Origin of the sequence: Pistricoccus aurantiacus (assembly GCF_007954585.1) — a bacterium.
GTDB classification, from domain to species: Bacteria; Pseudomonadota; Gammaproteobacteria; order Pseudomonadales; family Halomonadaceae; genus Pistricoccus; species Pistricoccus aurantiacus.
In genome coordinates, this window is sequence record NZ_CP042382.1 from 569,037 (window position 1) to 593,689 (window position 24,653).

A 24,653-nucleotide genomic window follows, 5' to 3' on the forward strand; every position below is an offset into this window, starting at 1 on the left:
CTGATCGTGGCTGGAAGCCCCGCTATTTGATGGAGAATTCTACACCGAGACCGACAGGCGGTAAATTTGCCGCTCCGGCGCTTCTCAGCGACAATATCTCACAGTTCACGGCTCGCGCTTGCCGCATCCTCTGCGGTATCGTTCGATCAAACTATCCCTTGTCAGCCTGAATCCTATACAAGTCATTAGCCTCAGCGGCCCCCAGGTGAGGAGCTATCTTCATGCCATCTCGTTTCGAACTGGCCAACGCGATTCGCGCCCTGTCCATGGATGCGGTGCAAAAAGCCAAGTCCGGCCACCCCGGCGCCCCCATGGGCATGGCGGATATCGCCCAGGTGCTGTGGAACGACTACCTTCAGCACAACCCCGACAATCCCAGGTGGGCCAACCGTGACCGCTTCGTGCTTTCCAACGGCCATGGCTCAATGCTGCTGTATTCGCTTTTGCACCTCTCGGGCTACGATATCAGCCTGGAAGACCTTCAGCGCTTTCGTCAATTGCATTCCAAGACCCCCGGCCACCCGGAATTCGGCTACGCGCCCGGGGTGGAAACCACCACCGGCCCGCTGGGACAGGGGCTTGCCAATGCGGTGGGCATGGCCATCGCCGAGCGTACCCTGGCGGCTCAGTTCAACCGTCCGGGGCACGAGATCGTCGATCACCGCACCTACTGCTTCGTCGGCGACGGCTGCCTGATGGAAGGCATTTCCCACGAGGTGGCGTCCTTCGCCGGCACCCAGGGCCTGGGCAAGCTGACCGTCTTCTATGACGACAACGGCATTTCCATCGACGGCGAGGTCGAGGGCTGGTTCACCGACGATACCACCAAGCGCTTCGAGGCCTACGGCTGGCACGTGGTGCCCAAGGTCGACGGCCATGACCCGGAGGAAATCAAGGCCGCCATCGAACTGGCCAGGAACCACGACGAGCGCCCCAGCCTGATCATCTGCAAGACCGTGATCGGCTTCGGCGCCCCCAACAAACAAGGCACCGAGTCCTGTCACGGCGCGCCGCTGGGCGAGGACGAGGTAGCCGCCGCCCGCAAGCAGCTCGACTGGCCCCATGCGCCTTTCCATATCCCCGAGCCTATCTATCAGGGCTGGGACGCCACCGAACAAGGCCAGGAGCGGGAAAGCGAGTGGCAGACGCGCTTCGAGCGCTACGCTTCGGATTACCCGGAAGAGGCCCGGGAGTTCAAGCGGCGCATGGTCTGCGATCTGCCCATCGAGCTGAACTGCGAGACCCTGATCGAGCAGCTTCAGGAAAAGGGCGAAAGCCTGGCCACGCGCAAGGCTTCGCTCCTATGCCTCAACGAACTGGGGCCGCAGCTGCCGGAGTTGCTGGGGGGCAGCGCGGATCTCGCGCCCTCGAACCTGACCTTCTGGAAGGGCGCCAAGGCGATTTCCCGGGAAGACGCCAGCGGCAACTATCTCCACTACGGCGTACGCGAGTTCGGCATGGGGGGGATAATCAACGGCATCGTGCTGCACGGCGGCTTCATGCCCTACGGGGCCACCTTCCTGACATTCATGGAATACATGCACAATGCGGTGCGCATGGCGGCCCTGATCGGCAAGCGCGCCATCTACGTGTTCACCCATGATTCCATCGGCCTGGGAGAAGACGGCCCCACCCATCAACCCATCGAGCAGCTTTCCGCCCTGCGCAGCACGCCTAACCTGTCTACTTGGCGCCCCTGCGACGCGGTGGAAACCGCCGTGGCCTGGCGCGCCGCCCTCACCCGCAACGCCGGTCCCACCGCCCTGGTGCTGTCTCGCCAGACACTGGATCACCAGGCTCGCGACAAGCAGGTACTTGGCAACGTGCGACGCGGCGGCTATGTGCTGAAAGACGTCGAAGGCGCCCCGGAACTGATCCTGATCGCCACCGGCTCGGAGGTAGGCCTGGCCATGCAGGCGGCGGAAACCCTCGAAGCCAGCGGCAAGGTGGTGCGGGTGGTCTCCCTGCCCTCGACGGACGTCTTCGACGCCCAAGACCCGGAATACCGCGAAAGCGTGCTGCCCAGAGCGGTGACCGCGCGGATTGCCATCGAAGCCAGCCATCGGGACTACTGGTACAAGTATGTCGGCCTGGACGGCACCGTCATCGGCATGAAGACCTTCGGCGAATCCGCCCCGGCGGAGGACCTGTTCCGCCACTTCGGCTTCACCGTGGATAATATCGTCGCCCAGGCAAACACCCTGCTGGAGTCGAAATAGCGCGTCGATGAGCGTCAAGCCAAGCGGCATGACGTTGATGTGAATTTGGTATGAAACTATCGGGCCCCGGCAATGCCGGGGCCCAGTGCGTTCGCGAACAAATTTTTAACGTCTGCGTTTCCCTAGGCGATGGTCACGTCTTTCGACAGATACACATCCTGAATCGCGTTGAGCAACTCCACTCCCTCCTTCATCGGCTTCTGGAACGCCTTGCGCCCGGAGATCAAGCCCATGCCGCCAGCGCGCTTGTTGATCACCGCAGTGCGTACCGCCTCGCCCAGATCCGACTGGCCCTTGGAGCCGCCGCCGGAGTTGATCAGCCCGGCGCGGCCCATGTAGCAGTTCGCCACCTGATAGCGGGCCAGGTCGATGGGATGATCCGAAGTCAGCTCGGAATATACCTTGTCATGGGTATGACCGAAATCTACCGCCTTGTAGCCACCGTTGTTCTCGGGAAGTTTCTGCTTGACGATATCCGCCTTGATGGTCGCCGCCAGATGAATGGCCTGGCCGGTCAGATCGGATGCAACGTGGTAGTCCGTGCCGTCCTTCTTGAACTCCGGATTACGCAGGTAGGACCACAGCACCGTCACCATGCCCAGCTCGTGGGCGCGCTCGAAGGCGTCGCTGATTTCCATGATCTGCCGGCGGCTGTCCGGAGAACCGTAGTAGATGGTGGCTCCCACGGCGATACAGCCCATGTTGTGGGCCTGCTCCACTTGGGCGAACAGGGTTTGATCGTAGATCGCCGGGTAGGTCAGGGTCTCGTTGTGATTGAGCTTGAGCATCATGGGAATCTTATGGGCGTAGCGTCGCGCCACGGAAGACAGCACCCCCAAGGTTGAAGCCACGCAGTTGCAGCCACCCTCGATGGCCAGCTCGACGATATTCTTGGGATCGAAATACATCGGATTGGGGGCAAAAGACGCGCCGGCGGAATGCTCGATACCCTGGTCCACCGGCAGCAGACCCAGGTAGCCGGTACCCGCCAGGCGGCCATGATTGAACAAGGTCTGCATGTTGCGCATCACGTGAGGGCTACGATCGCTGTCCGCCATCACCCGATCAACGAAATCCGGCCCGGGCAGATACAGATCTTCCTTGCGGAAGCCACTGCAGGTATGGCCGAGCAGGCTATCCGCCTCGTCGCCCAGCAGCTTGATAATATCGGTGGTCATATTTTTCCTCCAGTGAATAGGGGTTCAGCAAATGTGGGGTAAGTGTCGCGATACCTCGGGCCTTGAGTACACCTTGTCGGCGACATACGCACAAGCTACCCATGTTCCCGGGCCGAGGCCAGTATCAATCTTCTAGGAACCCGCTTTCGAGGATTCGCTTTCAGAGGGTCCCTCTCGGGGACTCGACGTTCCACGCCTGCAGTTGATGGACTTTTACGCTAGAATCGCGGTTTTCTCGACGCCAAGAGTCGCTGCCCCATGGCTTATCGCATCGCCATCAACGGTTACGGTCGCATCGGCCAGTGCGTCTTGCGCGCGCTGGCCGAGCGCGCCGACGACGCGACGCGGCCGGCGCTCGAGATCGTGGCGATCAACGAGCTTTCCGATCTCGATACCATTGCCTATCTGACCCGTTATGACACCACTCACGGCCGCTTTCCCGGCCAGGTAGAAAGCCGCGACGGCCACTTATGGATCAACGGCCACGGCATTCGTGTGCTCTCGGAGGCGGAGCCGGAACATCTGCCCTGGCAGTCGTTGGATATCGACCTGCTGCTGGAATGCTCCGGCAGTTTCAAGGATCGTGTCACGGCGACTCGCTACCTGAACGCCGGGGCGAAACGTCTGCTGTTTTCCCAGCCGGCGGAAAACGACGTGGACGCGACGGTGGTAGTCGGCATCAACGATCACATCTTGAGCGGCGAGGAGCGCATCGTCTCCGCCGCCTCCTGTACCACCAACTGCCTGGTACCTTTGTTGACGGTGCTCGACGAAGCGCTGGGGGTGGAGCACGGCGTCACCACCACGATCCACTCGGCGATGAACGATCAGCCGGTGATCGACGCCTATCACCAGACGGATCTGCGCCTGACCCGTTCCGCCATGCAGTCCATCGTGCCGGTGGATACGGGGCTGGCGAAGGGAATCAATCGACTGATGCCGCATCTGGCGAACCGTTTCGAATGTCTGCACGTGCGCGTGCCCACCATCAACGTCTCCGCCATGGATGTCTCGGTGTGCGTACGCGATGCCGCGGACGCCACTCGAGTCAACGACCTGCTGGAAGCGGCCTGCAACGGGCGTCTCGCGGGGCTGATCGGGTTCTCCCGAGAGCCCACCGCCTCCATCGACTTCAACCACGATCCGCGTTCGGGCGTCGTCGACGCTACCCAGACCCGGGTCGCCGGCGGCCACCTGGTCAAGCTTTTATGCTGGTTCGACAACGAATGGGGATTCGCCAATCGCATGCTCGATATCGCCGAGCGGCTGGCGGAGCGAACTTCGCTGTTGGCTGCTCGATCGCCAGCCGAACAGCCTCTCGTCGAGCCGCAGGGCAAGGTGCTCTAGCGCGCCTTGCCTATCGCCTGCTTTTCGAATGACTATCTCGAGGACTTCTACCGATGAACGTTTACAAGATGACCGACCTGGAACTCACCAGTCAGCGCCTGTTGATTCGCGAGGACCTGAACGTACCGATCAAGGATGGCCGCGTCACCAGTGACGCTCGGCTCAAGGCCTGCCTGCCCACCATCGAGGCCGCGCAGAAGGCCGGCGCTAAGGTCATGCTGATGAGCCACCTGGGGCGCCCCACTGAAGGCGAGCCGGAAGAGCAGTTCTCCCTGGCGCCGGTGGCGGATCGCCTAGGCGACCTGCTGGGTATTCCGGTGCGCCTGGTGGAGAACTATCTCGATGTCGCCCTCGATCTGATCGACGGCGAGATTGTGCTGCTGGAAAACGTGCGCTTCAACAAAGGCGAAAAGAGCGACGACGATCAGCTGGCCAAGACCTACGCCAATCTGTGCGATATTTTCGTCATGGATGCTTTCGGTACCGCTCACCGCGCCCAGGCCTCCACTCATGGCGTGGCGCGCTATGCGAAGAAAGCCTGCGCCGGCCCGCTGCTCGCCAGGGAGCTCGAAGTCCTGGAGCAGGCCTTGGCTTCTCCCGCACGCCCCATGGTGGCGATCGTCGGCGGGTCGAAAGTTTCCACCAAGCTCGACGTGCTCAACGCCCTTTCCTACAAGTGCGACCAGCTGATCGTAGGTGGCGGTATCGCCAATACCTTCATCGCCGCGGCGGGGCATAACGTCGGCAAGTCGCTCTACGAGGAAGACCTGATCGACCAGGCCAAGGCACTGATGGAAAAAGTCGACATTCCCCTGCCCACGGATGTCATCGTGGCGACGGAATTTGCCGAAACCGCCGAGGCGGTCACCAAGCCGGTAGACCAGGTCAACAATGACGAGATGATTCTGGATATCGGGCCGGACACCGCCGCGCGTTTCGGCGCCCTGCTAAAGGATGCGGGCACCATCCTGTGGAACGGCCCGGTCGGTGTTTTCGAGATCGACCAGTTCGGCCACGGCACCGAAATCCTCTCTCGCGCCATTGCCGAAAGCGACGCTTTCTCCATCGCCGGCGGCGGCGACACCCTGGCGGCCATCGACAAGTACGGCATCGCCCAGCAGGTTTCCTACATTTCCACCGGCGGCGGGGCTTTCCTCGAATACGTGGAAGGCAAGCAACTCCCCGCGGTCGCGGCGCTGGAAGAGGCCGCGAGCCGCTAAATACCCGGTTTCAGCAAAACGTTTTTCAAAGGAGAGTCCATGGCCCTGATCAGCCTGCGTCAACTGCTGGACCACGCCGCGGAGCGCGGCTACGGCGTGCCGGCCTTCAACGTCAACAACCTGGAGCAGATGCGCGCCATCATGGAGGCGGCGGACCAGACGGATTCGCCGGTGATCGTTCAGGCCTCCGCCGGGGCGCGCAAGTACGCCGGCGCTCCCTTCCTGCGCCATCTCATTCTGGCGGCGGTGGAGGAATTTCCGCACATCCCGGTGGTCATGCACCAGGACCACGGCACCTCTCCCGCCGTCTGTCAGCGCTCCATCCAACTGGGATTTTCCTCGGTGATGATGGACGGCTCCTTGGGAGAGGACGGCAAGACCCCGACGGACTACGACTACAACGTGACGGTCACCCGGCGCACGGTCGAGATGGCTCACGCCTGCGGGGTTTCCGTAGAGGGCGAGCTGGGCTGCCTGGGCAGCCTGGAAACCGGCATGGCCGGCGAGGAAGACGGCATCGGCGCGGTGGGCAAGCTCGGTCATGATCAACTGCTGACGGACCCGGAAGAGGCGGCGGACTTCGTCAAGGCGACCCGGGTGGACGCTCTGGCCATCGCCATCGGCACCAGCCACGGCGCCTACAAGTTCACGAAGCCCCCTACCGGCGATACCCTCTCCATCTCCCGCATCAAGGAGATCCATGCGCGGATTCCTGATACTCACCTGGTCATGCACGGCTCTTCCTCCGTGCCCCAGGAATGGCTCGAGATCATCAACGAATTCGGCGGCGAGATTCCTGAAACCTACGGCGTGCCGGTGGAGGAAATCGTCGAAGGCATCAAGCACGGGGTGCGCAAGGTCAATATCGACACGGACCTGCGCCTGGTTTCCACCGGTGCGGTGCGCCGTTTTCTGGCCAGGAACCCGGCGGAACTCGATCCGCGCAAGTACCTCAAGGAAACCGTCTCCGCCATGCGCGAGGTGTGTATCGCTCGCTATGAAGCCTTCGGTACCGCGGGCAACGCAAGCCGGATCAGACCGCTCAACCTGGAAGACATGTTCCTGCGCTATGAGCGCGGCGAACTGGATCCGCAGGTCAGGTAAGCCTAACCCGGGAAGACAGGGACACCGCGATTCTGTATACTTGCTTGTTTTCCCAGGCCTTGCCCACACCACAAAGCCTGTTTTTTGGCATCGTATATTCCAGTTTGCGGAATTTACGAACCCCTTTCCGGTCAAATGCTATATTGCAGCGCAGCAAAAAAACACGTCTAATGACGCCGCAAATGACGACATGCTCTTTTTAACCCCTGGACACTTTTTAATGAATCATAAAAATCGCCTTCCTAGTATTATCCCGCTGACGCCACTGGCCATGATGGATGCCTACAAGGTCAGTTTGATGACCATGGAAATGCTTTCCTCCGCATTCTCCACCATCGTCCTGCGCAACAACATGTGGCTGACCCAAGCGCCTCACAGCGCCAGCATGCTGGAAGAAAATCAACTCATGGTGACGGAAAAACTGCAGGCGAGTGTGGAAGTCGGCCTGGAAATGCAGAAGAACCTGGTCAATCTGTCAGCCGGCAAGTTTCATCCCTGGTGGGTCACCGGCCGCCGCGCGCTGCGCCCTTTCTATTATCGCACCACCGCCAATTCCCGACGACTCTCGCAGAGCTGACGCGTTCAGGAGCCAGCGCCGTCTCGAAGAAGAGTTGAGTTCCCTTGATCATCGGCTTGTAATGTCTCTAAAGTAAGATCCCATTCTTCAGGAAAGGAAGTCCGCGATGAACCTACGCATCTCCGGTTTTTCGAAGTTTGGTTTTTCTAGACTCGGGGCTTCAAGCATCAGGATTTCGAGCCTCGGCGCCTTGCTTTGTCTGGTGGGCGGTCTGCTGTTCATGTCGCTCGCGGAAAATGCCGTTGCCCAGGAGCCGTCGATTCGTATCAGCGCCGGCGCGGGAGCGCCAGGCGAGACAGAAGCGGATCAAGGCGGAGAAGACAACCTGGCGTCCACCCCGGATCTGCGCATGACCCCGGAACCCACCGAACAGGCCATGCCGAAAGTTCGTGAACAGGGAGAGTACGGGCGCTATCTGACGGACCAGAAAGGGCTAAGCCTTTACATGTTCGCCAAGGATTCCCAGGGCGGACAAAGCACCTGCGATCAGACCTGCGCCATTGCCTGGCCGCCTTACGCGAGCGTGCAGCCACCTCAGCCCGGAGAAGGCGTGGATGCCGAACTGCTAGGCACCATCGAACGTCAGGATGGCTCCCAGCAGGTCACCTACAACGGCTGGCCGCTTTACTACTTCAGCGGCGATAAAAATCCCGGTGACGCCCTGGGCCAGAATGTCATGCATCTGGGCGCCGGTTGGTATCTGCTTTCCCCCCAGGGCGAGAAGATCACCCGCGGCGGGCGCAGCCAGACGGAAGACCTGCAGCAAGGAATTCTCGGCGAAGACGAACCCGCCAGCCAAGGGCAGCGGGCGCATCGCAAGCTCGAGGATGCGCCCGGCAGTAACTGAGGGACCGGCTGACTTTTTCGCTACCGCTTTTTCAAGAGTCTCCCAGCAGTGACATTCCTTCCCAGAGGTCACAGCTGAGGTGACGGCCATGATGTTTAACTGAGTGGGCGCTGCTTGAGCCGGTAGCGCCTGCGGCGGCGTTTATCCACCTGGCGCAAGGCTTTGTCTCCGGCGTGCCGCCCGACGATTCGCGCCACGCCTACCAGCGCGCCGGTGGCAGCACCCCACAATAAAGCGCTCTGCCATCCGACATCGTCCTCACCCGGATTTTCCGGCGGACGATGGCCGGACTTGCCCTGATAAGCCTTGCGTGCCGCGTTGCGTGTCATGATGCCCGCGCCTAGCGCTGCGCCGTAGCCAATCAGCGACCAAAGCGTATTTTTCCTCATGCCTGAACCCTCTGCCGTTTATCTGCAACCAGCCTACTGTATCCTGTGAGCCCATCGCTACGAGACGTTTTCCGTCAGGCCGTTTCCACGCAACGACGATCAGGAAATTCCCACTATGCTTGCATGGCTAAATCACATGGCCCTACCCACGGCGCTGGGCATCTTTGTCGCCTGCTCGATCGTCATCGGCATCGTCGGCACGCGCCTGACCCATGTGGTCGATGACCTCGCCGATCGAACCGGTCTGGGGGAAGCGATTGCCGGCGCGGTATTGCTGGGCATGGCGACCTCTCTATCCGGTATCGTGCTATCCACCACCGCCGCCTGGGGAGACCGGCCAGAACTCGCCATGAGCAACGCCTTGGGCGGCATCGCCGTACAGACCCTGTTCCTGACCATTGCCGATCTCGTGCACAAACGCGCCAACCTGGAGCATGCCGCCGCCTCCATCGGCAATCTCATGCAGGGTTCGCTGCTGCTCTGTCTGCTGTCGCTGTTGCTGGTAGGTCGTTTCACGCCGGAATGGACATTCTGGCAGGTGCATCCGATTACCCCGCTTCTGTTCATCGTCTATCTGTTCGGTCTGCGTCTGGTGGACAAGGTCCAGGACAACCCGATGTGGCATCCGGCGCAAACCCGGGAAACCCGGCCCGACGTTCCCGATGAACAGGCGCTCAAACGCTCCCTGACCTCTCTGTGGCTGGCCTTCCTGCTGATGGCCGCGACGCTCGGTCTGGCGGGCTGGATGCTCGAGCGCAGCGCCACGATCATTACCTTGGAAACCGGCTTGAGCCAGGCGGTGATAGGCGCCCTGATGACCTCGGTGGTAACGTCTCTGCCGGAGCTCGTCACCTCAGTGGCGGCGGTGCGCCGCGGCGCTCTTACCCTGGCAGTAGGCGGCATCATCGGCGGCAATGCCTTTGACGTGTTGTTCGTCGCCACCTCGGATATCGCCTATCGTGGCGGTTCGATCTATCACGCCATCCCCGACAACATCGCCCTGTGGATTGCGCTGTCACTTTTGATGACCGGCATCCTGATCATGGGTCTGATTCGCCGCGAAGAACAAGGCCCCGGCCGTATCGGTTTCGAGAGCGTGGCAATCATCGGCTGCTACCTCACCGGCGCCGTCATACTGGTAATTGGCAAGTGACAATGGTGATGAGCAAGCCACAATGCCTTTCATGTAAAAACACATGAAACAAATAATGTTACCAGAATGTTAAAAAACAGCGTTCACAAAATAAAGAATTTAGGCTTTAATACCGATAAGGCGTATGGATAGATGAATTGATCCATAAACCGACTGAACGCTGAGTCGCAAGCATCGGGCTTGCGGGGAGAAACTGGGTGATGGCACAACCTCACTGTTTACTGTTTGACTGCGACGGCACTCTGGTGGACAGCGAGCCGCTACTGGCAGCGGAAATGGCCACTACCCTCAATGAGCTGGGCCTGCCTTTCACGCCGGACGACTACATCGGTGAATTTCGTGGGGCGCGTTTCAGCCATATCGCTCAGGAGCTTCAGCGTCGCTACGGAGAAATCGATGCCGAGCGCTTGAAGGCATCGGAAGCCGTCATGCGTCAACGCTACGCCGCGCGCGTTCCCGAGGAACTGACCGCGCTACCCGGGGTACGCGAAGCCCTCGATTTACTGGCTGTATATCCCAGCGGGGTGGTATCCAACGGAACGCAGGCGAAGATTCGCGCTGGACTTGCCGCTACCGGGCTGGGTGAATATTTCGGTGAGCGTTTGTTCAGCGGCTACAGCGCCAACTGCTGGAAGCCGGATCCCTGTCTCTATCTGTATGCTGCCAGTTTGATGGGATTTGCCCCCCGGGAATGTCTGGCGATCGACGACGCTATCGTCGGCGTTCAAGCCGCCCTGGCGGCGGGAATGACCGTAGTGCACCTGAATCGTTTCCCGGATGTCGAAACCACGCCGGAAGGCGCCATCTCCATCAGCAACATGCACCAGCTGCCTACCATTGTGGCTCATCTGAGTCGCAGCATCGCCGTCAACGGCTAGTCGAGTTGCCGGTGTCTACGCTATCCTCGGCGCCATCCACGTCTGCCGCCGAGGTTCTCTCATGCCTTCCCTGCAAGATCAGCTGCGCGCGCGATTAGGCGCTCGGCGATCGGATGCTCCTTCCGAAAAGCCATCCTCCGGTCTCGTCTACTCCACCGAGTACGGCGAAACCTGTCCGAATTGCCGCCACCCCCTAGCGGAATGCGCCTGCGCTTCCCTCGCGGAGCGGGAGCGTCTGGCAGGTCTGGACGGCATCGTGCGTATTCGCCGTGAAACCAGCGGACGCAAGGGCAAGGGAGTCACCACCCTGACCGGCATTCCGCTGGAAGATGAACCGCTCAAGGAACTGGTCAAGGAACTGAAGAAGCGCTGCGGGACCGGCGGCGCGCTCAAGAATGGGGTGATCGAAATTCAGGGGGATCATCGCGAAACCCTCAAGACTATCCTCGAACAGCACGGTTTCAAGGTCAAGCTGGCTGGGGGATAGCCTCGAGAGTGGCGCTCAGCGTCTCCAGCGCTTGCCCTACCGACTGCTCGACCTTGATCTGGTACAGGGCATCCGCTCGGGTACGCCCGAGATTGACACAGGCGATGGGCTTGCCCAGACGAGCCGCCTCGCGCACGAAGCGGTAGCCGGAAAACACCATCAGCGACGATCCCACCACCAGCAGACCCCTGGCCTCGCCGATCAGGCGCATGCTCGACGTCACCCGGTCCGCGGGAACGCTATCGCCGAAAAACACCACGTCCGGCTTGAGAATACCGCTGCCGCAGCGTCGGCAGCTGGGCACATGGAAACTCGAAAAATCCAGGGATTCCAGATCCGCATCGCCGTCCGGTCCGACCGGGGCATCGAGAGACAGCCACTCCGGATTGGTCGCCTCGAGTTCCGCGTGCAGATCGTAGCGCATTCGCTTGGCCTCGCAGCTCATGCAGCGCACCAGCTCCGCCCGTCCGTGCAGATCGATGACCCGTCGGGAACCCGCCTGCTGGTGCAGGCCATCCACATTCTGGGTGATCAGCGCTTTTACATAGCCGCGGGCTTCCAACTGCGCCAAGGCGCGGTGTGCACCACATGGGCGCGCGTGATGCACGGCGCGAAAGCCGATCAAGGCCCGCGCCCAATAGCGCTGTCGCGCCGCGTGGCTACGCATGAAGCGCTGATGATCCATGGGCGGGGGACGCTTCCAGTTGCCCAGGGCGTCTCGATAATCCGGAATGCCGCTTTCCACACTGACCCCAGCCCCGCTCAACACCGCCAGGCCAGGATGTTCGGTAATAAACGTTTTCAACCTTTCCAACTCGCTGCTCGACGCCAGCGTCGGGCATGCCTCGATCGATTCCATCGTCTCTCCTTTGAAACCATAGCCGGCGCCTTCGGGTATCTTTAGAATACGCCCTGAACGCGACAGGGCAAGGAACCCTAATGGCCTGGTTGGAGTATCTGCTTCCGCTGATCTTCTTGTTGCCGCTCGGCGCTACCGCGGTTATCGTCCTGGCGCTGCGTAACCTGCACGACTCGCGGGTGCATTCGCCTTTTGACGCCCAACTGCTGCGCGAATCCGGTCAGACCCTGCGCGTGCGTCTAGACCGTGCTTTCGCGGATCTGTTCCTCGATGGTGCCCTGGGTCCGATCGCCACGCTGGCGCCCATGGTGTACGGCATGGGCCGGATGCTGTTCGCCCCTCGCCAGGACTGGCTGGAATGGGCGTTTTATGGCGCGCTCAGCACCTTGCTGGCGCTGGTTTTCTGCGTGCTGCTGATGCGTGATTATCAGCGGATTCGGCGCCTCAAGCTGGGACTGGCCTGCGAGCTTGCGGTAAGCCAGAAACTGGAGCGTCTGGTACGTCCGGAAACCCATCCCTACGCGGTTTTTCACGACATTCCTGCGGACAGGTTCACCATCGACCATGTTGTGCTGACGCCCCGAGGCGTTTTCGTGATCGAAACTCGCGCCCGCACGCGGTCCCTTGACGCGGCAGGTCAGGAACAGAACCGGCTGGTAGTGGAACGGGAGCGCCTGCGTTTTCCGGGCTGGAGCGAGCGAGGTCCGCTGCACAAGACACGCCAAGCCAAGGCGTGGCTCGAAACCTGGCTGGCGCGGGAGTGCCATATCAGGCTGTCGGTTCACGCCCTCCTGGTTCTCCCCGGCTGGCAGATCGATACCACTGAAGCGCCGGAGGATATTCAGGTGATGAACGGCGAAACCTTGATCCAGCATCTATCCGGTGAAGACCTGTCGGGAGAGCCGTCGGAACGACTAGATCCAGACACTCAGGATCGTATCGCTCACGCCCTGATCCATCAAATCAACCGCTGGAGCCTAATATAAAGTCAAAACAAGAACCAATAATGCTATATAAAACAATCGCGACGGTAAATCTGGTTTTATAGTAATTAAAAAAATACTATAAAACTTTCTTGATTAACTAAAAAAACAATATAAACAATGTGCCAAATATCAATCTAGCATCCTCCACTTTCTTCCGTTAACCTTTCGCATGATAATTAGCGTGCCTTGCGATTAACCCGGCAGTCATTTGTGCCGGGTTAATCGCGGCACAGGGAAATGCCGCCACCGACCGGCAGGTCGGTGCGAGCCTGCGCCACACCAGCAGATTCCCATATTTGCGCCAGTGTGGCGGGGGCGACAATCAAAGAGGTCAGGATGACCTATTTGATTGCCAGGTTAATAAAGCGTCCGCCTGGCTCTCAAACAGCGTTTCAAGAATAATTCTCTGAAGTATTCACCAACAGGAAATTCTATATCAAGTTAATGATTTTCCTCTTACCTGACCGCGTACTTTCACTATAAAAACTAATCAAATCGCAGATTATTAATTAGTAGTTTTGATAGTAGACCATCAGAGCAGGCTAGCTTTTATTATTAAAAATACGCTTTTATGTACAAAACCAAACAATAATACGGCAAGACAGAAACAATAAATTAGTTTTATCCATTACTAATTCTTTGCAAAGCCGCGTTTTCAGCCGTGATGGGATACCGCCATACCGCGTCGTATCGGGGTTGCAAGGATGAACAAGTGAGCAAGGGTATGAACAAGACGATGCGGATGCTGACGTGCTGTCTTTGGGGCCTGACCGCGTTTGGAATGGAAAACGCGCTGGCCCAGACGGGCAGTCTGGATTCCCAGCGAGAAGCCTGGGTCATCATGGCCCGGGAGGGACAGCGCGACAGGGCCATCGAGGGACTGTCACGGCTCTATACCAAGACCGGTGACCAGGCCGTGCTGGACGATCTGATCGCCCTGCTGATTCGCGCAGAGCGCTATGCGGAGGCGTTGAACGCCTGTGGCAACTGTACGGCGGCCAGTTACTCCGCCACTAGCCTCGAAGCCTTGGGCTTGGCGGCTCGCCAAACCGGCGAGACACAGCAGGCTCAAACATTCTATCGAACCCTCACACAGCGCCAGCCGGATAACCTGCAAGGTTGGCTAGGGCTGGCGCTCGTGGATATCGAACAGGGTGCCCACCTCGCGGCAGGTTACACCCTGCAGATCATCAAACAGCGCTTCGGCGTCAGCGACGACTGGCTACGCACCCGTATCGAACTCGCTACCCAAAGAAACGATCTCATCGATGAGCTTCGCACCCGTGAATACCTGGTGCGACGCAACCCCGAAAGCGTGCAAGACATTCAGGCGCTGTATCGGCTGGCGGTGACCATCGGCGCTCGTAACGCGGCCAAGAATCTGCTGCGCGAGCATCCTGAGGCTTTTTCAGCTATCGACCTGCAGTGGCTGAGCTATTACGACGCGGTAGACAAGATTCGCCTGGCGGAAAATACCCATCAACCGCAGCGCGCCAGAGAGGCGCTTCAAGAGCTTGATGCGCTGATCGACACGCCGAACATCAGTGACGATCTGCTCAAACGCGCCCAGTACGACAAGGTCGTTGCCTTGGCCCTGCTGCGTCGTTTCGCGGAAGCGGAAACTCTCGCGTCTCGACTGGAAGCTCGCGACGGTGAACTGCCCGCCTATGTAAAACGGGCGCGAGCGGATGCGCTCAGCGGCTTGGGAGAACCGGACCGGGCCATCAAGCTTTATCAAGCACTCGCGGCTTCCGGATTGCAAGAGAATCGCGATCTCAATCAGCCTTTGAATGCCTCCTTGATCTACGCCTATGCGGACGCCCAGCGCTATGACGATGCCCAGGCGTTACTCGATGAGTGGCAACAGCAGGAGCAGGACTCCCGCTGGGACTTCACCGGCGTTTCCCGTATCGACAACCCCAACTATGGGCGGATCAGACAATTTCAGGTAATGCTGCCCGCCTGGCGCGGTGATGAAGCCGAGGCCTCCCGACGGCTCGATGGCCTGCTCGAACAGGCGCCGGGCAACGCCTCTCTCTGGCAGCTCAAGGGAGATATCAGCCGTTGGCGCGGCTGGCCGCGTCAGGCAGAGGAAGACTACCAGCACGCGGCGCGTTTGACTTCGCCGACGGATCGACACTTCGCCGAGGATAGCGTCCTGCTGTCACGGCTTGAACGAGGCCAATGGCGCGGCACCGTCGAAGCCATCGATAAACGTCTCCGAGAGGATCCGCCCAGCGTCATGCGCGATAGCCTGCGTCGCAACCTGAAGGAAGAGCGTGCCGGCGGTCTTATCGTTACGGCTAGCCGAGGCGACAGCGAAGGCGCTGATGTACAGAGCTCCAAGGACTGGCGCTATGAGGCCCGGCTCGAGGCGCCGCGCAACGACGCCGGCTCGCGCTTTTTCGCGCGTCGCATCGGCCTTTACGGCGAATACGAGGGGGACGATCTTTACGCCGCCTACACCAGCGCCGGTTATGAATTCAATCTCTATCCCGCCACCCTGTCCATCGAGGCGGGTAACGGAAATCAGCTCAACGATGACCCGCTGCTGTGGAGCTATCTGACCTACGATTTCTCCGATCACTGGAGCGCGGAGCTTGGCGTCGAGATCAACTCCGCGGAAACCCCGCTGCGTGCCCTGCGCGATGGCGTCAACGCGGACCTGTATCGCCTGGAAGCCAGCTATCGTCGTGATGAAGCCGGCACGGGCTCGCTGGGGCTGGCGCTGATGGATCTCGACGATGGCAATCTGCGGCGCGCCATTCAGGGTAGCTGGTCAGAACAGCTCTACCACTGGGACAGATGGCAAGTCATCGGCGAACTTTCCGCCGGCGTTTCCCGCAACGACACCGTCGAGGCCAGCTATTTCAACCCCAAGCGCGATACCAGCGTGAACGGTCGTGTGGAAACCGCCTATAGCCTACCGCTGGGTTACCGCAAGACCTTTACTCAAACGCTGACCCTGGGCGCCGGTCATTACTGGCAGAAGAACTTCGATAACGACGACACCTGGGAAATCGGCTACGGCCACCGCTGGACCCTGGCGCCGGATCTGACCCTGGAGTATGGCGTGACTCGCCAGCGCGCCGTCTACGACGGCGATCCGGAATATGACAACAGCGTCAACGCCGGTCTTGAATGGAGATTCTTATGAGCAAATGGATTGCCACGCTATTGGCACTAACCTTGGCATTCCCCGCGTTCGCCGCCAACGAGGCCGAGACCTACAGCATCCTCAGCTATCACGATGTGATCGATCTGACGCAAACCCCAGATCGGAAGATTTACCCCCAAACGATCACTCGGGACCGCCTGGTGAAACAGTTCAACCTGATCGACGAACTGGGCTATCAGCCGATCAGCTTCCAGCAGATTCTCGATGCCCGGGCGGGCAGGCAGCCGCTGCCTGAGAAAGCCGTATTGCTGACCTTCGATGATGGCTACCGCAGCGTCTACGACATCATTTTCCCGCTGCTCAAGCTCTATGATTTCCCGGCGGTGATCGCCCCGGTAGGCAGCTGGATGGCGGTACCGGCGGGAGGCAAGGTGCTCTATGGCGATGTTCACCTGCCTCGCGAGCGCTTCATGACCTGGGAGCAGCTGCGGGAGCTCCAGGATTCCCCGCTGATCGAGGTGGCCTCTCATAGCTACGACCTGCATCACGGCGTTGTCGGCAATCCCTTCGGCAATCAGCTACCGGCGGCAGCCTCTCCCAAGTGGTCCCCGGGTAACTTCAACGGCATGGCCGGCTATGAAAGCCCGCAAGAGTACGAAGCCCGAGTGGGTAACGATCTGAAGCGCGCCAGCGCTCAGCTCAAGGAAAAGCTGGGCCAGGCGCCGCGAATCCTGTTCTGGCCCTACGGCGCCTACAGCGAAGCAAGCGTGGAACTCTCCGCCCAGGCGGGTATGCCGTATACCTTTAGCCTGTTGGCGCATATCAACAAGCTGAGTGACGATACCGGGCAATTGGGGCGTTTCCTGATCGATCAGGAAACGTCCCTGGAAACCTTCGAGGAGTATCTCTCCGGCGATACCTGGGAGCGCAAGACCGAGCGGGTGGTACATGTCGATCTCGACTATGTCTATGACCCGGACCCTCAGCAACAGAGTCGTAATCTCGACGTGTTGCTGGACCGTATCAAGCGCCAGGGCATCAGCACTGTCTATCTGCAGGCCTACGCGGACGCAGATGGAGACGGCGTGGCGGAGGCCATGTATTTTCCCAACCGGCATATGCCGATGAAGGAAGATCTGTTCAATCGAGTTGCCTGGCAGCTCAAGAAACGCTCCTTGGTCAAGGTCTATGCCTGGATGCCGGTGATGGCTTTCGATCTGGGAGAGGGCCAGGAGTACGTCAGCGACGTGCGTAGCGGCGAACCCAATCCCGAAAACTATCGGCGCCTGTCGCCCTACTCAGCACGCAACCGCGAGATCATCGGCGATATCTACGAAGACCTGGGCCTCTACGGCAAGTTCGGCGGCCTACTGTTTCACGATGATGCTTTCCTGAGCGATTTCGAGGATGCCGGCGAATCCGCCAGCGACTGGTATCGTCAGCAGTGGGATTTGCCCGGCGACGTCGAGCAGATTCGTCAAGACGACGCCCTGATGTCCCGCTGGAGCGAACAAAAGACTCAATTTCTGATCGACTTCACGCATCAGCTTGCCGAGCGCGCCAACTACTACCGTCTGGTGGATAACAACAAGCTCGAGACCGCGCGCAATATCTACGCCAGGCCGATCATGCAGCCGGAAAGCGAACGTTGGTTCGCTCAGGATCTCGAGGCCTTCGGTCAAGCCTACGATTACACCGCCGTAATGGCCATGCCCTACATGGAAGGCGCGGACGACCCGGACGCCTGGCTGAAAGAGCTAGCTGAAAAATCCCTGGAACAGGTGCCGGCGAACAAGCTGGTCTTCGAACTACAGGCCTCGGACTGGCGGGATCAAACCCCCGTCTCCAGCAAGACCCTCGCTCACTGGATGGACGTGATCCATGAAGCGGGTATTGATAACTACGGCTACTATCCGGACGACTTCCTCAACGGCCATCCGGATACCTTGGTTCTGCGATCTAACTTCTCGTTGAACGCTCAACTGGGAGCGGCACAATGAACCTGACGCAAACCTTTCTTCTTTTCATCATCGCCTATCCCGGCGTCATGGCAACGTTGTGGATAAGCGGCGGCCTTTACTACTTCTTTCACTGGGAGCGCAAGCAGCAGCGCCAGACCGACTGCGCCACGAATCCCAACGCGCCTAGGGTCACGGTGCTGGTGCCCTGTCACAACGAAGGGCAGAACATCAAGGAAACCATCGGCCATCTTTCTCGGCAGCACTACCTCAATCTGGAGATCATCGCCATCAACGACGGTAGCCGCGATAATACCGGCGTACTGCTCGACAAGATGATGAAGCAGTACTCGAATCTCAAGGTGCTGCATCAGGAAAACCAGGGCAAAGCCAGCGCCATGAATCACGGGCTGGCGGAGGCCACCGGGGATATCATCGTGGGCATCGACGGCGACTCGGTACTCGACTACGAGGCGGTAAGCTGGATGGTCGAGCACTTTCTCATCGGCCCGCGTGTAGGTGGCGTGACCGGCAATCCGCGAGTGCGAACCCGCTCCACCGCCGTGGGCAAGATCCAGACCGGCGAATTTTCCTCGATCATCGGGCTGATCAAGCGAGCACAGCGGGTCTATGGCATGGTGTTCACCGTTTCCGGCGTGATCTGTGCTTTCCGCAAGCAGGCACTGCTACAGGTCGGGGGCTGGAGCACCGACATGATCACCGAGGATATTGATATCAGTTGGAAGCTGCAGCTGAGCGGCTGGCAGATACGCTACGAACCCCACGCGCTGTGCTGGGTGTTGATGCCGGAGACCCTGCGTGGCCTGTTCAAGCAGCGTCTGCGCTGGGCGCAAGGCGGCGCCGAAGCCTTTCTGCGCTACTTCCCTCTGGCGATACGCTGGCGAAACCGGCGCTTCTGGCTACTGCTGCTGGAATATATTCTCAGCGGCTTCTGGTGCTACTCGCTATGCGCGCTGGCGATACTCGGCGTCGTTCAGTGGGCGCTGAACGATATCGTCCTGCACAGCGTAACGACGATTATCCTCTGGTCGAGCAGCTGGTTGATTCCTATATGTCTGCTGCAATTTGCCGTGAGCTTCTTTCTCGACAAGCGCTACGACCAGGACATGGGAAGACATTTTTTCTGGAGTATCTGGTATCCGTTTTTCTATTGGATGCTCAATCTGCTGACAACAGTCATTGCCATTCCCAAAGCGGTTACCCGTCGCCGCGGCCAGCTGGCCATCTGGCGCAGCCCGGACAGAGGAGAAGCCTTACGTGGACACTAATCTTTCAATCGGCGACCTCAATTCGCTCGATCATGCGGCAACTTCTAGCCGGAAAATCGGCGAGCGGGAAAAACTGCCTAACATGATCATTAGCCAGTCAAGGCGCGCCGGCATGGGGTACTGGGTGCGCGATATAGGCCTGATCATCGTCACCCTGGGTCTCTGGTGCCTGCCCTTTCTACAGGCCTATCTATTGATCAACAGCGCCGGTGTCGCCGTGCAGCAATATGTAACGACCGCGCTTATGCTGCTTGCCATTGATTTCACCATTATTTTTCTGGTCATCCATCTCTGGGCAAGCTACGAGCGCATGAGAACCAAATGGCATCGCTCCGCTGAGGCCAGCCGCTCCGCCCGCGCGGTGCCTCACCTGGCGCCGGATCCGGTATTCTGGCATGGAAAATGGCAGGAGAAATGGAATTCGCAGCTGCAGGCGCAAATGTACAAGGTACAGATGAGCAAGAATCTGCAGGACGAGAGCCGGCGTATTCACTGAACGCTCTTTTTCCTGAACACTATTCTTCACGGCGAGACAATAAAGCCAGGAGCATTGCTCCTGGCTTTGTTTTGCTATTCATCAGGCTGACGCGATCAAGAACGACGTGTCGTCGTTCCCGGCGTGGAGGCGCCCGGCGTGGGGCCGCCCCGCGTGGAGGCACCAGCGGTGGAAGTCTGGCTTCGCGAGGAACCGCTGGAAGATGCATCCTCGGTCTCGGCCTTGGCCTCCTGGGTTTTTTCATGCACCTTGGCCTGGGCATGATCCGCCGCCTGCTGCCCGGTTTCCGCCGCCTTGTCCATCGCCTTGTCGCGGTACTCACCCATGTAGTCGTCTTCAAGACGTGTCGAGGGAAACAGACTACCCAAGGCGGCCCCGAGAGCAATCCCTAGCGCACCGGCGACCAAGGGGTTTTCCTGAATAAAGCGCGACGTCTGCGCCCCCGCGGATTGCGCGCCGTGGGACACGCTCTGTACCGCTGACTGAGACCCGCTGGCAACGCCGCTTGCGGTATTCTGTGCACCTTGCCTCATACGTTGCGCTCCCTGTTTAACGCTATCGCCCATACTCTGCGCCGTTCCCTTGACGCTTTCGCTTACGCCCTGCGCCTTACTCCTGGCGCTGTCACCCAACTGCTGGGCTTTTTCCTTTGCCGCTCCGGTCCTGCTCTGACCCGCGCCATGCGACTCGCCTTTCGGCGCCTCGCCTCCCGGAGAAGCCGCTCCGGACGATGTTGCGCCGACACCGCCATGCTGATGGCTGATCTGCCCCGCACGCGTTCCGGTATCGGTTCGAATGCCCGGCTCCCCTGACGGCACCGCACCGTTGGACAATCCTGAATCCCCCGAGGTCGTGCCGTGCGTATCGTGGCTACCACGCGAGCGGTGTGGGTCCAGTCCCGGGCTCTGTCGCGTCGCCACGGACTCCCCCACGTGATCCGCCGGATCGCGCTGGGACATGATCAGCCATCCCAACCCCACGCCGGTCACCAGCACCGGCAGCGGATTGTTCTTGACCGTGACGCCCAGTTTGTTGAAAAAAGTATGGGCGCCACCGCCGCGCAGATATTCGTAGGTCTCGTTCATCAAACGCTGCGGCGAGAACTTTTCTTCGAGTTCGTTCAGCGTGTTGTCCAGTTGAGAGCGGGTACGCTGAATATCCGATTCGATCTCCTCGGGATTACGCTGTTCGTTCTTGTCGTCGCTCATTTCAGCGCCTCCTTGGCATTTTGCTCGTGCTTCTGGGCAAGCTGCTTGTCGCTTTTCAGACTGGAAAGGGTGCGCTGGGGCGCCAGGTTCTGGGCCTTGAGCTTCTTGCGACCGCTTTGCAGCATGATGAAACCGACGATAACCACGATGACGCCGACGATAAGCGCTGAAAGCCACGGGGTCGTATCCGGGGGTAGTACCGTATTCAAGCCGAATACTGCCGCCGCCAGCAGTACGAGAAAGCCAGCGAACAGCACGGCGCCCGCTATCGCAACGGAAGTCGCCCCTGATGTGGTCTGCGAAATCTTTTCCGAGACCTCAGCCTTGGCCAGCTCGATCTCCTGACGAACCAAGGAAGTCAACTCATTCGTTAAGTCGGACAGCAAGCCGGTAAAGGTAGAACGATCTTTATTAGGCGTGTTTTCTGAATCCATGAACCTGATCTCCATTTCGCGTGATAGCGTCATTGACCCACTGTCTGGAACGCCAGCGAGTCACTCGGGATGCCGAATATGACTGCCGATCAGTACGGATAGGTGCCTCCCGGGCCGCCTTGCGGATGGTCGTCATGGCGCTGTGAACTTTTCAGAAAGCGTGAGAGCAAAAAGCCCACGGCAATGGCGCCGCCCATGAGCGCGGCGGGGCGTTGACGACCATAGCGCTGGACGTCGCCCAGCAAATCCTGCAGGTTCTTTTCCCTCAACCGACGGGACAGCGCATCGGTGCCTCTCGCCAGATCATTGGCATAGCGGGAAAAGTACGCTTGGTCCTGGTTCTTGAACTCATCCGCCATTTTATGGAAGACGTTGGCGACTTTTTCCGTTTCCTGGGCCGCCGCGCCGGTCTGACGGTTGAAGGTACTTTCCGCCTGCTGACGAGCGGCGTCCTGCACCTCGCCTGCCGTTTGCTGCGCCTTGTGCTTCACGTCATCCTTGGCATGTTCCGTCTGGGGTTTGCCTGCCGCTCCCGCAGTGCCAGAAGCGCTTCCAACGGAACCGCTTCCAGTGGTGCCAGCCGCTGGTGGCGTGGTCGCGCCGGAACTTGCCCGATCTGGATTGACCCGGTCTGGATTGACCCGGTCTGGATTGACCCGGTCTGGACTGACTCGCTTATCTGGATCCACCATGTATCACCTCCATGCTTCATGGTTTGCATAAATTGAAAAGTATCGGAGACAACGATCTCTTGAAAGAAAACACCACTTGAGCGTTTTTTCAACCGCGGAGACTTTTCAACATGCGCCGTTTTTTATTGCTTCCAGCAACTTAATGTAGACCTCTATCAGCCCTCAAGAGTGTAAAAAAATGTATGTTCGGCAACCTGTTTAAAGCGATAAGTCAACGCCATCGCAAAAAAGAAACTTAGGTTAACAAGTCGCCGTTCGGGATAAATGATTTTTGAAAAATAACGATGGCCAATTCGATTCAATCCGCGCGTAGTCGACCGCCCATTTCCTGAGCCAGATCCACCGCGTAGTGGTCGGTCATTCCCCCGATAAAATCCAGCATGCGCCGATAGCTGTCATAAAGCGACCAGGAGGGGCGCGGCGTGTTTTCACCGATCAACGCCAAGACTCGCTGATGCTTGAACGTCGAGTCTCCGGTGTGATGAAGCTCATGAGCGGCCCCGATAAAGGCTTCCAGTAGAATACCCAGAGTGGTGTAGGCGCCGATTTCCAGCTTTGCCTTGCGCTCGTTCTGAAAGATGCGCTCCCGAGCCAGCTGCTTGGCGCCTCCAACGCCCCAGCCCAGGTCCGGATGACAGAGCTCCAGCAGGTCGTCGTTCAAATCGCCGTTGAGCAGTTCCGTCTCGTGCTGAACAAACACCGCCGCCACGTCGTTTACCGCCCGCTCCATGGCGGCGCCGCGCAGGGCGGCGATACGCCGCCGCTGAGAGACTCCTTCGCGCTGCATGTCGTGATATTCCGACGGCGAGCCTCCGGCGATCAGCATCAATACCTCGGCAACCTCATCGAAGCGCAGAATGCCCATTTCCAGGCCGTCCTCGAGATCCAGCAGCGCATAGCAGATATCGTCTGCGGCCTCGACCAGATAGGCCAGAGGGTGACGGCACCAGGCGTCGACCCCCCGGGGCTTGAGCCCAAGCTGCTGCGCTACCTTGGTCAGCAGATGTTTTTCCGATTGGTAGGCGCCGAACTTCCCCGCCTTGCCGCCATGCTCCACGGTCCAGGGATATTTAAGCAGTGTGCCAAGCGTTGCCCCGGTCAGGCGCATGCCGCCGCGAAACTGGTTGTATTCGATCTGAGTGACGATACGAAACCCTTGAGCGTTGCCTTCGTAGGTCAAGAGATCCGCCCGCTGCGCCGGCGAAAGCCCTTTGAGCAGGCCGCTGCCATCCTGCTCCGCGCGCTTGAACCAGTCGCGAATGGCGTATTCCCCGGCGTGACCGAAAGGAGGATTGCCGATGTCGTGGCCCAGGCACGCCGCCTGCACGATGACGCCCAGGTCCGCCGGGGTGATCCAGCCCGGCAGCCGCGGCTTGAGGCCCTCACCAACGATCATCCCCAGGCTGCGACCCACGCAGCCGACCTCCAGGGAATGAGTCAGCCGCGTATGGATGTGGTCGTTGTCCGTCAGCGGGTGTACCTGGGTCTTGCGTCCCAGCCGCCGGAAGGAGCCGGCGAAGACGATACGGTCATGATCCTTGTGGAAAGGGCTGCGCCCCGGCTCTTCCCGGGTACCGCGAGGCTTGTCATTGAGCCGGTTCGGATCGAGCAGCCGCTCCCAGTGCATCTGCGTCATGGGCATTCTCCTTGAAACGACCATTCTGGCACTCCTGGCTGGAAACGTCCCCTTGGCGCTTTACCTTGATCGTTAGTGGCACAAAAACGCCTCCCAAGAGGAGGCGTCGTTCTGCCAGGTCATTAATGAAGGGCGGATATCATGCAGTCTTGACGTCGATGCGGCGCCGGCGATGGGTTTCACGCTTGGGCAGGGTCAAATGCAGGACACCGTTGCTGATCTTCGCCTCGATCGCTTCGGTATCGATTTCCTGGCTCAGCGTGAAGCGGCGCGCATAGCGATCGCCTCGCACTTCCGCATAGGACGGGGACAGCCCTTCCGGCATATCGAACTTGATATCACCTTCGATGCTCAGCACATTGTTGTCCACTTCGATATGCAGCGACTCCTGAGTCACCCCGGGCATGTCGGCGATTACCTGCAGCGCCTCGTCCCGCTCAAAAATATCCACCATTGGCGTCAGGCTGCGTCGCTGTTGCTGCTGGGTCGCTACCTCCTGCTGCTTTTCATCGTGAGAAGCTGCTTTCTGAGTCATTTCCTTTTTCATCGCTCAACACCTCCCTATCTATCACGTGAAC

Annotated in this window: 22 protein-coding genes; 14 read left to right on the forward strand and 8 right to left on the reverse strand. The window is 59.5% G+C overall.

From position 1 onward, the window contains the following. Positions 1–221: 221 nt before the first annotated feature. Positions 222–2,219 carry a transketolase gene (gene tkt / locus FGL86_RS02700; protein ID WP_147183152.1) on the forward strand — a complete coding sequence of 666 codons (1,998 nt, stop codon included), beginning with the start codon at positions 222–224 and terminating at the stop codon, positions 2,217–2,219. 122 nt (positions 2,220–2,341) lie between these two features. Here tkt and FGL86_RS02705 read toward each other — a convergent pair whose 3' ends face one another. Beyond that, positions 2,342–3,397 (reverse strand): class I fructose-bisphosphate aldolase, encoded by a 1,056-nt coding sequence (locus tag FGL86_RS02705; protein WP_147183153.1) that lies wholly within the window; start codon positions 3,395–3,397, stop codon positions 2,342–2,344. A 258-nt stretch (positions 3,398–3,655) separates the two neighbouring features. On the opposite strand from FGL86_RS02705, the gene FGL86_RS02710 reads away from it, so the two are divergent. From FGL86_RS02710 to FGL86_RS02730, 5 genes are all read left to right on the forward strand, one after another. Then, the gene (locus tag FGL86_RS02710; RefSeq protein ID WP_147183154.1) at positions 3,656–4,744 is read left to right on the forward strand and encodes a type I glyceraldehyde-3-phosphate dehydrogenase; all 1,089 of its coding nucleotides are present in this window, start codon (positions 3,656–3,658) and stop codon (positions 4,742–4,744) included. Between the two features lie 53 nt (positions 4,745–4,797). Next, a complete protein-coding gene (locus FGL86_RS02715) occupies positions 4,798–5,964 on the forward strand; it encodes a phosphoglycerate kinase (RefSeq protein WP_147183155.1) in 1,167 nt (388 codons plus the stop codon). 39 nt (positions 5,965–6,003) lie between these two features. Next, positions 6,004–7,068, forward strand: coding sequence for a class II fructose-bisphosphate aldolase (fba, locus tag FGL86_RS02720; protein ID WP_147183156.1), 1,065 nt, complete (start codon positions 6,004–6,006; stop codon positions 7,066–7,068). A 220-nt stretch (positions 7,069–7,288) separates the two neighbouring features. Continuing rightward, complete coding sequence (locus tag FGL86_RS02725) at positions 7,289–7,645, forward strand: hypothetical protein (RefSeq protein WP_246131710.1); 357 nt, start codon at positions 7,289–7,291, stop codon at positions 7,643–7,645. A gap of 106 nt (positions 7,646–7,751) precedes the next feature. Then, positions 7,752–8,492, forward strand: coding sequence for a COG4315 family predicted lipoprotein (locus tag FGL86_RS02730; RefSeq protein WP_147183157.1), 741 nt, complete (start codon positions 7,752–7,754; stop codon positions 8,490–8,492). A gap of 95 nt (positions 8,493–8,587) precedes the next feature. Here the strand turns inward: FGL86_RS02730 and FGL86_RS02735 are convergent, their stop codons facing one another. Next, positions 8,588–8,881, reverse strand: a complete 294-nt coding sequence (locus FGL86_RS02735; RefSeq protein WP_147183158.1) for a DUF4235 domain-containing protein — start codon at positions 8,879–8,881, stop codon at positions 8,588–8,590. Between the two features lie 115 nt (positions 8,882–8,996). Between FGL86_RS02735 and FGL86_RS02740 the strand changes: the two genes are divergently transcribed. The 3 genes from FGL86_RS02740 (at position 8,997) to FGL86_RS02750 (ending at position 11,399) form a co-directional block, all read left to right on the forward strand. Further along, complete coding sequence (locus tag FGL86_RS02740; RefSeq protein ID WP_147183159.1) at positions 8,997–10,034, forward strand: sodium:calcium antiporter; 1,038 nt, start codon at positions 8,997–8,999, stop codon at positions 10,032–10,034. 200 nt (positions 10,035–10,234) lie between these two features. Next, entirely contained in the window at positions 10,235–10,912 is a 678-nt protein-coding gene (locus tag FGL86_RS02745; protein WP_147183160.1) for an HAD family hydrolase, read from the forward strand. Positions 10,913–10,973: 61 nt separating this feature from the next. Further along, positions 10,974–11,399: a translation initiation factor Sui1 gene (locus FGL86_RS02750; protein WP_147183161.1), complete on the forward strand. Its 426-nt coding sequence runs from the start codon at positions 10,974–10,976 to the stop codon at positions 11,397–11,399. On the opposite strand, the gene FGL86_RS02755 is transcribed toward FGL86_RS02750, so the two are convergent. Further along, on the reverse strand, positions 11,380–12,258 hold the full coding sequence (locus tag FGL86_RS02755; protein ID WP_147183162.1) for an NAD-dependent protein deacetylase: 879 nt from the start codon (positions 12,256–12,258) through the stop codon (positions 11,380–11,382). The genes FGL86_RS02750 and FGL86_RS02755 overlap by 20 nt on opposite strands. Positions 12,259–12,338: 80 nt before the next feature. Between FGL86_RS02755 and FGL86_RS02760 the strand changes: the two genes are divergently transcribed. From FGL86_RS02760 to FGL86_RS02780, 5 genes are all read left to right on the forward strand, one after another. After that, complete coding sequence (locus FGL86_RS02760) at positions 12,339–13,244, forward strand: nuclease-related domain-containing protein (protein WP_147183163.1); 906 nt, start codon at positions 12,339–12,341, stop codon at positions 13,242–13,244. A 724-nt stretch (positions 13,245–13,968) separates the two neighbouring features. Further along, entirely contained in the window at positions 13,969–16,401 is a 2,433-nt protein-coding gene (pgaA, locus tag FGL86_RS02765) for a poly-beta-1,6 N-acetyl-D-glucosamine export porin PgaA (RefSeq protein WP_246131711.1), read from the forward strand. Beyond that, positions 16,398–18,362, forward strand: coding sequence for a poly-beta-1,6-N-acetyl-D-glucosamine N-deacetylase PgaB (pgaB, locus tag FGL86_RS02770; protein ID WP_147183164.1), 1,965 nt, complete (start codon positions 16,398–16,400; stop codon positions 18,360–18,362). The genes pgaA and pgaB overlap by 4 nt, the downstream gene beginning before the upstream one ends. Continuing rightward, positions 18,359–19,609 carry a poly-beta-1,6-N-acetyl-D-glucosamine synthase gene (pgaC, locus tag FGL86_RS02775; protein ID WP_147183165.1) on the forward strand — a complete coding sequence of 417 codons (1,251 nt, stop codon included), beginning with the start codon at positions 18,359–18,361 and terminating at the stop codon, positions 19,607–19,609. Before pgaB ends, pgaC begins: the two co-directional genes overlap by 4 nt. Further along, the gene (locus tag FGL86_RS02780; protein WP_147183166.1) at positions 19,599–20,105 is read left to right on the forward strand and encodes a hypothetical protein; all 507 of its coding nucleotides are present in this window, start codon (positions 19,599–19,601) and stop codon (positions 20,103–20,105) included. Before pgaC ends, FGL86_RS02780 begins: the two co-directional genes overlap by 11 nt. Positions 20,106–20,200: 95 nt before the next feature. On the opposite strand, the gene FGL86_RS02785 is transcribed toward FGL86_RS02780, so the two are convergent. The 5 genes from FGL86_RS02785 to FGL86_RS02805 form a co-directional block, all read right to left on the reverse strand. Next, the gene (locus tag FGL86_RS02785; RefSeq protein ID WP_147183167.1) at positions 20,201–21,313 is read right to left on the reverse strand and encodes a DUF3618 domain-containing protein; all 1,113 of its coding nucleotides are present in this window, start codon (positions 21,311–21,313) and stop codon (positions 20,201–20,203) included. Continuing rightward, complete coding sequence (locus tag FGL86_RS02790; protein ID WP_147183168.1) at positions 21,310–21,747, reverse strand: phage holin family protein; 438 nt, start codon at positions 21,745–21,747, stop codon at positions 21,310–21,312. The genes FGL86_RS02785 and FGL86_RS02790 overlap by 4 nt, the downstream gene beginning before the upstream one ends. Before the next feature lie 89 nt (positions 21,748–21,836). Next, positions 21,837–22,439, reverse strand: a complete 603-nt coding sequence (locus FGL86_RS02795) for a hypothetical protein (protein ID WP_147183169.1) — start codon at positions 22,437–22,439, stop codon at positions 21,837–21,839. 298 nt (positions 22,440–22,737) lie between these two features. After that, complete coding sequence (locus FGL86_RS02800) at positions 22,738–24,075, reverse strand: deoxyguanosinetriphosphate triphosphohydrolase (RefSeq protein WP_147183170.1); 1,338 nt, start codon at positions 24,073–24,075, stop codon at positions 22,738–22,740. 139 nt (positions 24,076–24,214) lie between these two features. Beyond that, the gene (locus tag FGL86_RS02805; RefSeq protein WP_147183171.1) at positions 24,215–24,610 is read right to left on the reverse strand and encodes an Hsp20/alpha crystallin family protein; all 396 of its coding nucleotides are present in this window, start codon (positions 24,608–24,610) and stop codon (positions 24,215–24,217) included. Between the last annotated feature and the right edge of the window lie 43 nt (positions 24,611–24,653).

Excerpts from the sequence above, each read along its gene's own strand:
- tkt (WP_147183152.1), top strand. The coding sequence starts at position 222 with ATGCCATCTCGTTTCGAACTGGCCAACGCGATTCGCGCCCTGTCCATG.
- FGL86_RS02705 (WP_147183153.1), bottom strand. The coding sequence starts at position 3,397 with ATGACCACCGATATTATCAAGCTGCTGGGCGACGAGGCGGATAGCCTG.
- FGL86_RS02710 (WP_147183154.1), top strand. The coding sequence starts at position 3,656 with ATGGCTTATCGCATCGCCATCAACGGTTACGGTCGCATCGGCCAGTGC.
- FGL86_RS02715 (WP_147183155.1), top strand. The coding sequence starts at position 4,798 with ATGAACGTTTACAAGATGACCGACCTGGAACTCACCAGTCAGCGCCTG.
- fba (WP_147183156.1), top strand. The coding sequence starts at position 6,004 with ATGGCCCTGATCAGCCTGCGTCAACTGCTGGACCACGCCGCGGAGCGC.
- FGL86_RS02725 (WP_246131710.1), top strand. The coding sequence starts at position 7,289 with ATGAATCATAAAAATCGCCTTCCTAGTATTATCCCGCTGACGCCACTG.
- FGL86_RS02730 (WP_147183157.1), top strand. The coding sequence starts at position 7,752 with ATGAACCTACGCATCTCCGGTTTTTCGAAGTTTGGTTTTTCTAGACTC.
- FGL86_RS02735 (WP_147183158.1), bottom strand. The coding sequence starts at position 8,881 with ATGAGGAAAAATACGCTTTGGTCGCTGATTGGCTACGGCGCAGCGCTA.
- FGL86_RS02740 (WP_147183159.1), top strand. The coding sequence starts at position 8,997 with ATGCTTGCATGGCTAAATCACATGGCCCTACCCACGGCGCTGGGCATC.
- FGL86_RS02745 (WP_147183160.1), top strand. The coding sequence starts at position 10,235 with ATGGCACAACCTCACTGTTTACTGTTTGACTGCGACGGCACTCTGGTG.
- FGL86_RS02750 (WP_147183161.1), top strand. The coding sequence starts at position 10,974 with ATGCCTTCCCTGCAAGATCAGCTGCGCGCGCGATTAGGCGCTCGGCGA.
- FGL86_RS02755 (WP_147183162.1), bottom strand. The coding sequence starts at position 12,258 with ATGGAATCGATCGAGGCATGCCCGACGCTGGCGTCGAGCAGCGAGTTG.
- FGL86_RS02760 (WP_147183163.1), top strand. The coding sequence starts at position 12,339 with ATGGCCTGGTTGGAGTATCTGCTTCCGCTGATCTTCTTGTTGCCGCTC.
- pgaA (WP_246131711.1), top strand. The coding sequence starts at position 13,969 with ATGAACAAGACGATGCGGATGCTGACGTGCTGTCTTTGGGGCCTGACC.
- pgaB (WP_147183164.1), top strand. The coding sequence starts at position 16,398 with ATGAGCAAATGGATTGCCACGCTATTGGCACTAACCTTGGCATTCCCC.
- pgaC (WP_147183165.1), top strand. The coding sequence starts at position 18,359 with ATGAACCTGACGCAAACCTTTCTTCTTTTCATCATCGCCTATCCCGGC.
- FGL86_RS02785 (WP_147183167.1), bottom strand. The coding sequence starts at position 21,313 with ATGAGCGACGACAAGAACGAACAGCGTAATCCCGAGGAGATCGAATCG.
- FGL86_RS02790 (WP_147183168.1), bottom strand. The coding sequence starts at position 21,747 with ATGGATTCAGAAAACACGCCTAATAAAGATCGTTCTACCTTTACCGGC.
- FGL86_RS02795 (WP_147183169.1), bottom strand. The coding sequence starts at position 22,439 with ATGGTGGATCCAGATAAGCGAGTCAGTCCAGACCGGGTCAATCCAGAC.
- FGL86_RS02800 (WP_147183170.1), bottom strand. The coding sequence starts at position 24,075 with ATGACGCAGATGCACTGGGAGCGGCTGCTCGATCCGAACCGGCTCAAT.
- FGL86_RS02805 (WP_147183171.1), bottom strand. The coding sequence starts at position 24,610 with ATGACTCAGAAAGCAGCTTCTCACGATGAAAAGCAGCAGGAGGTAGCG.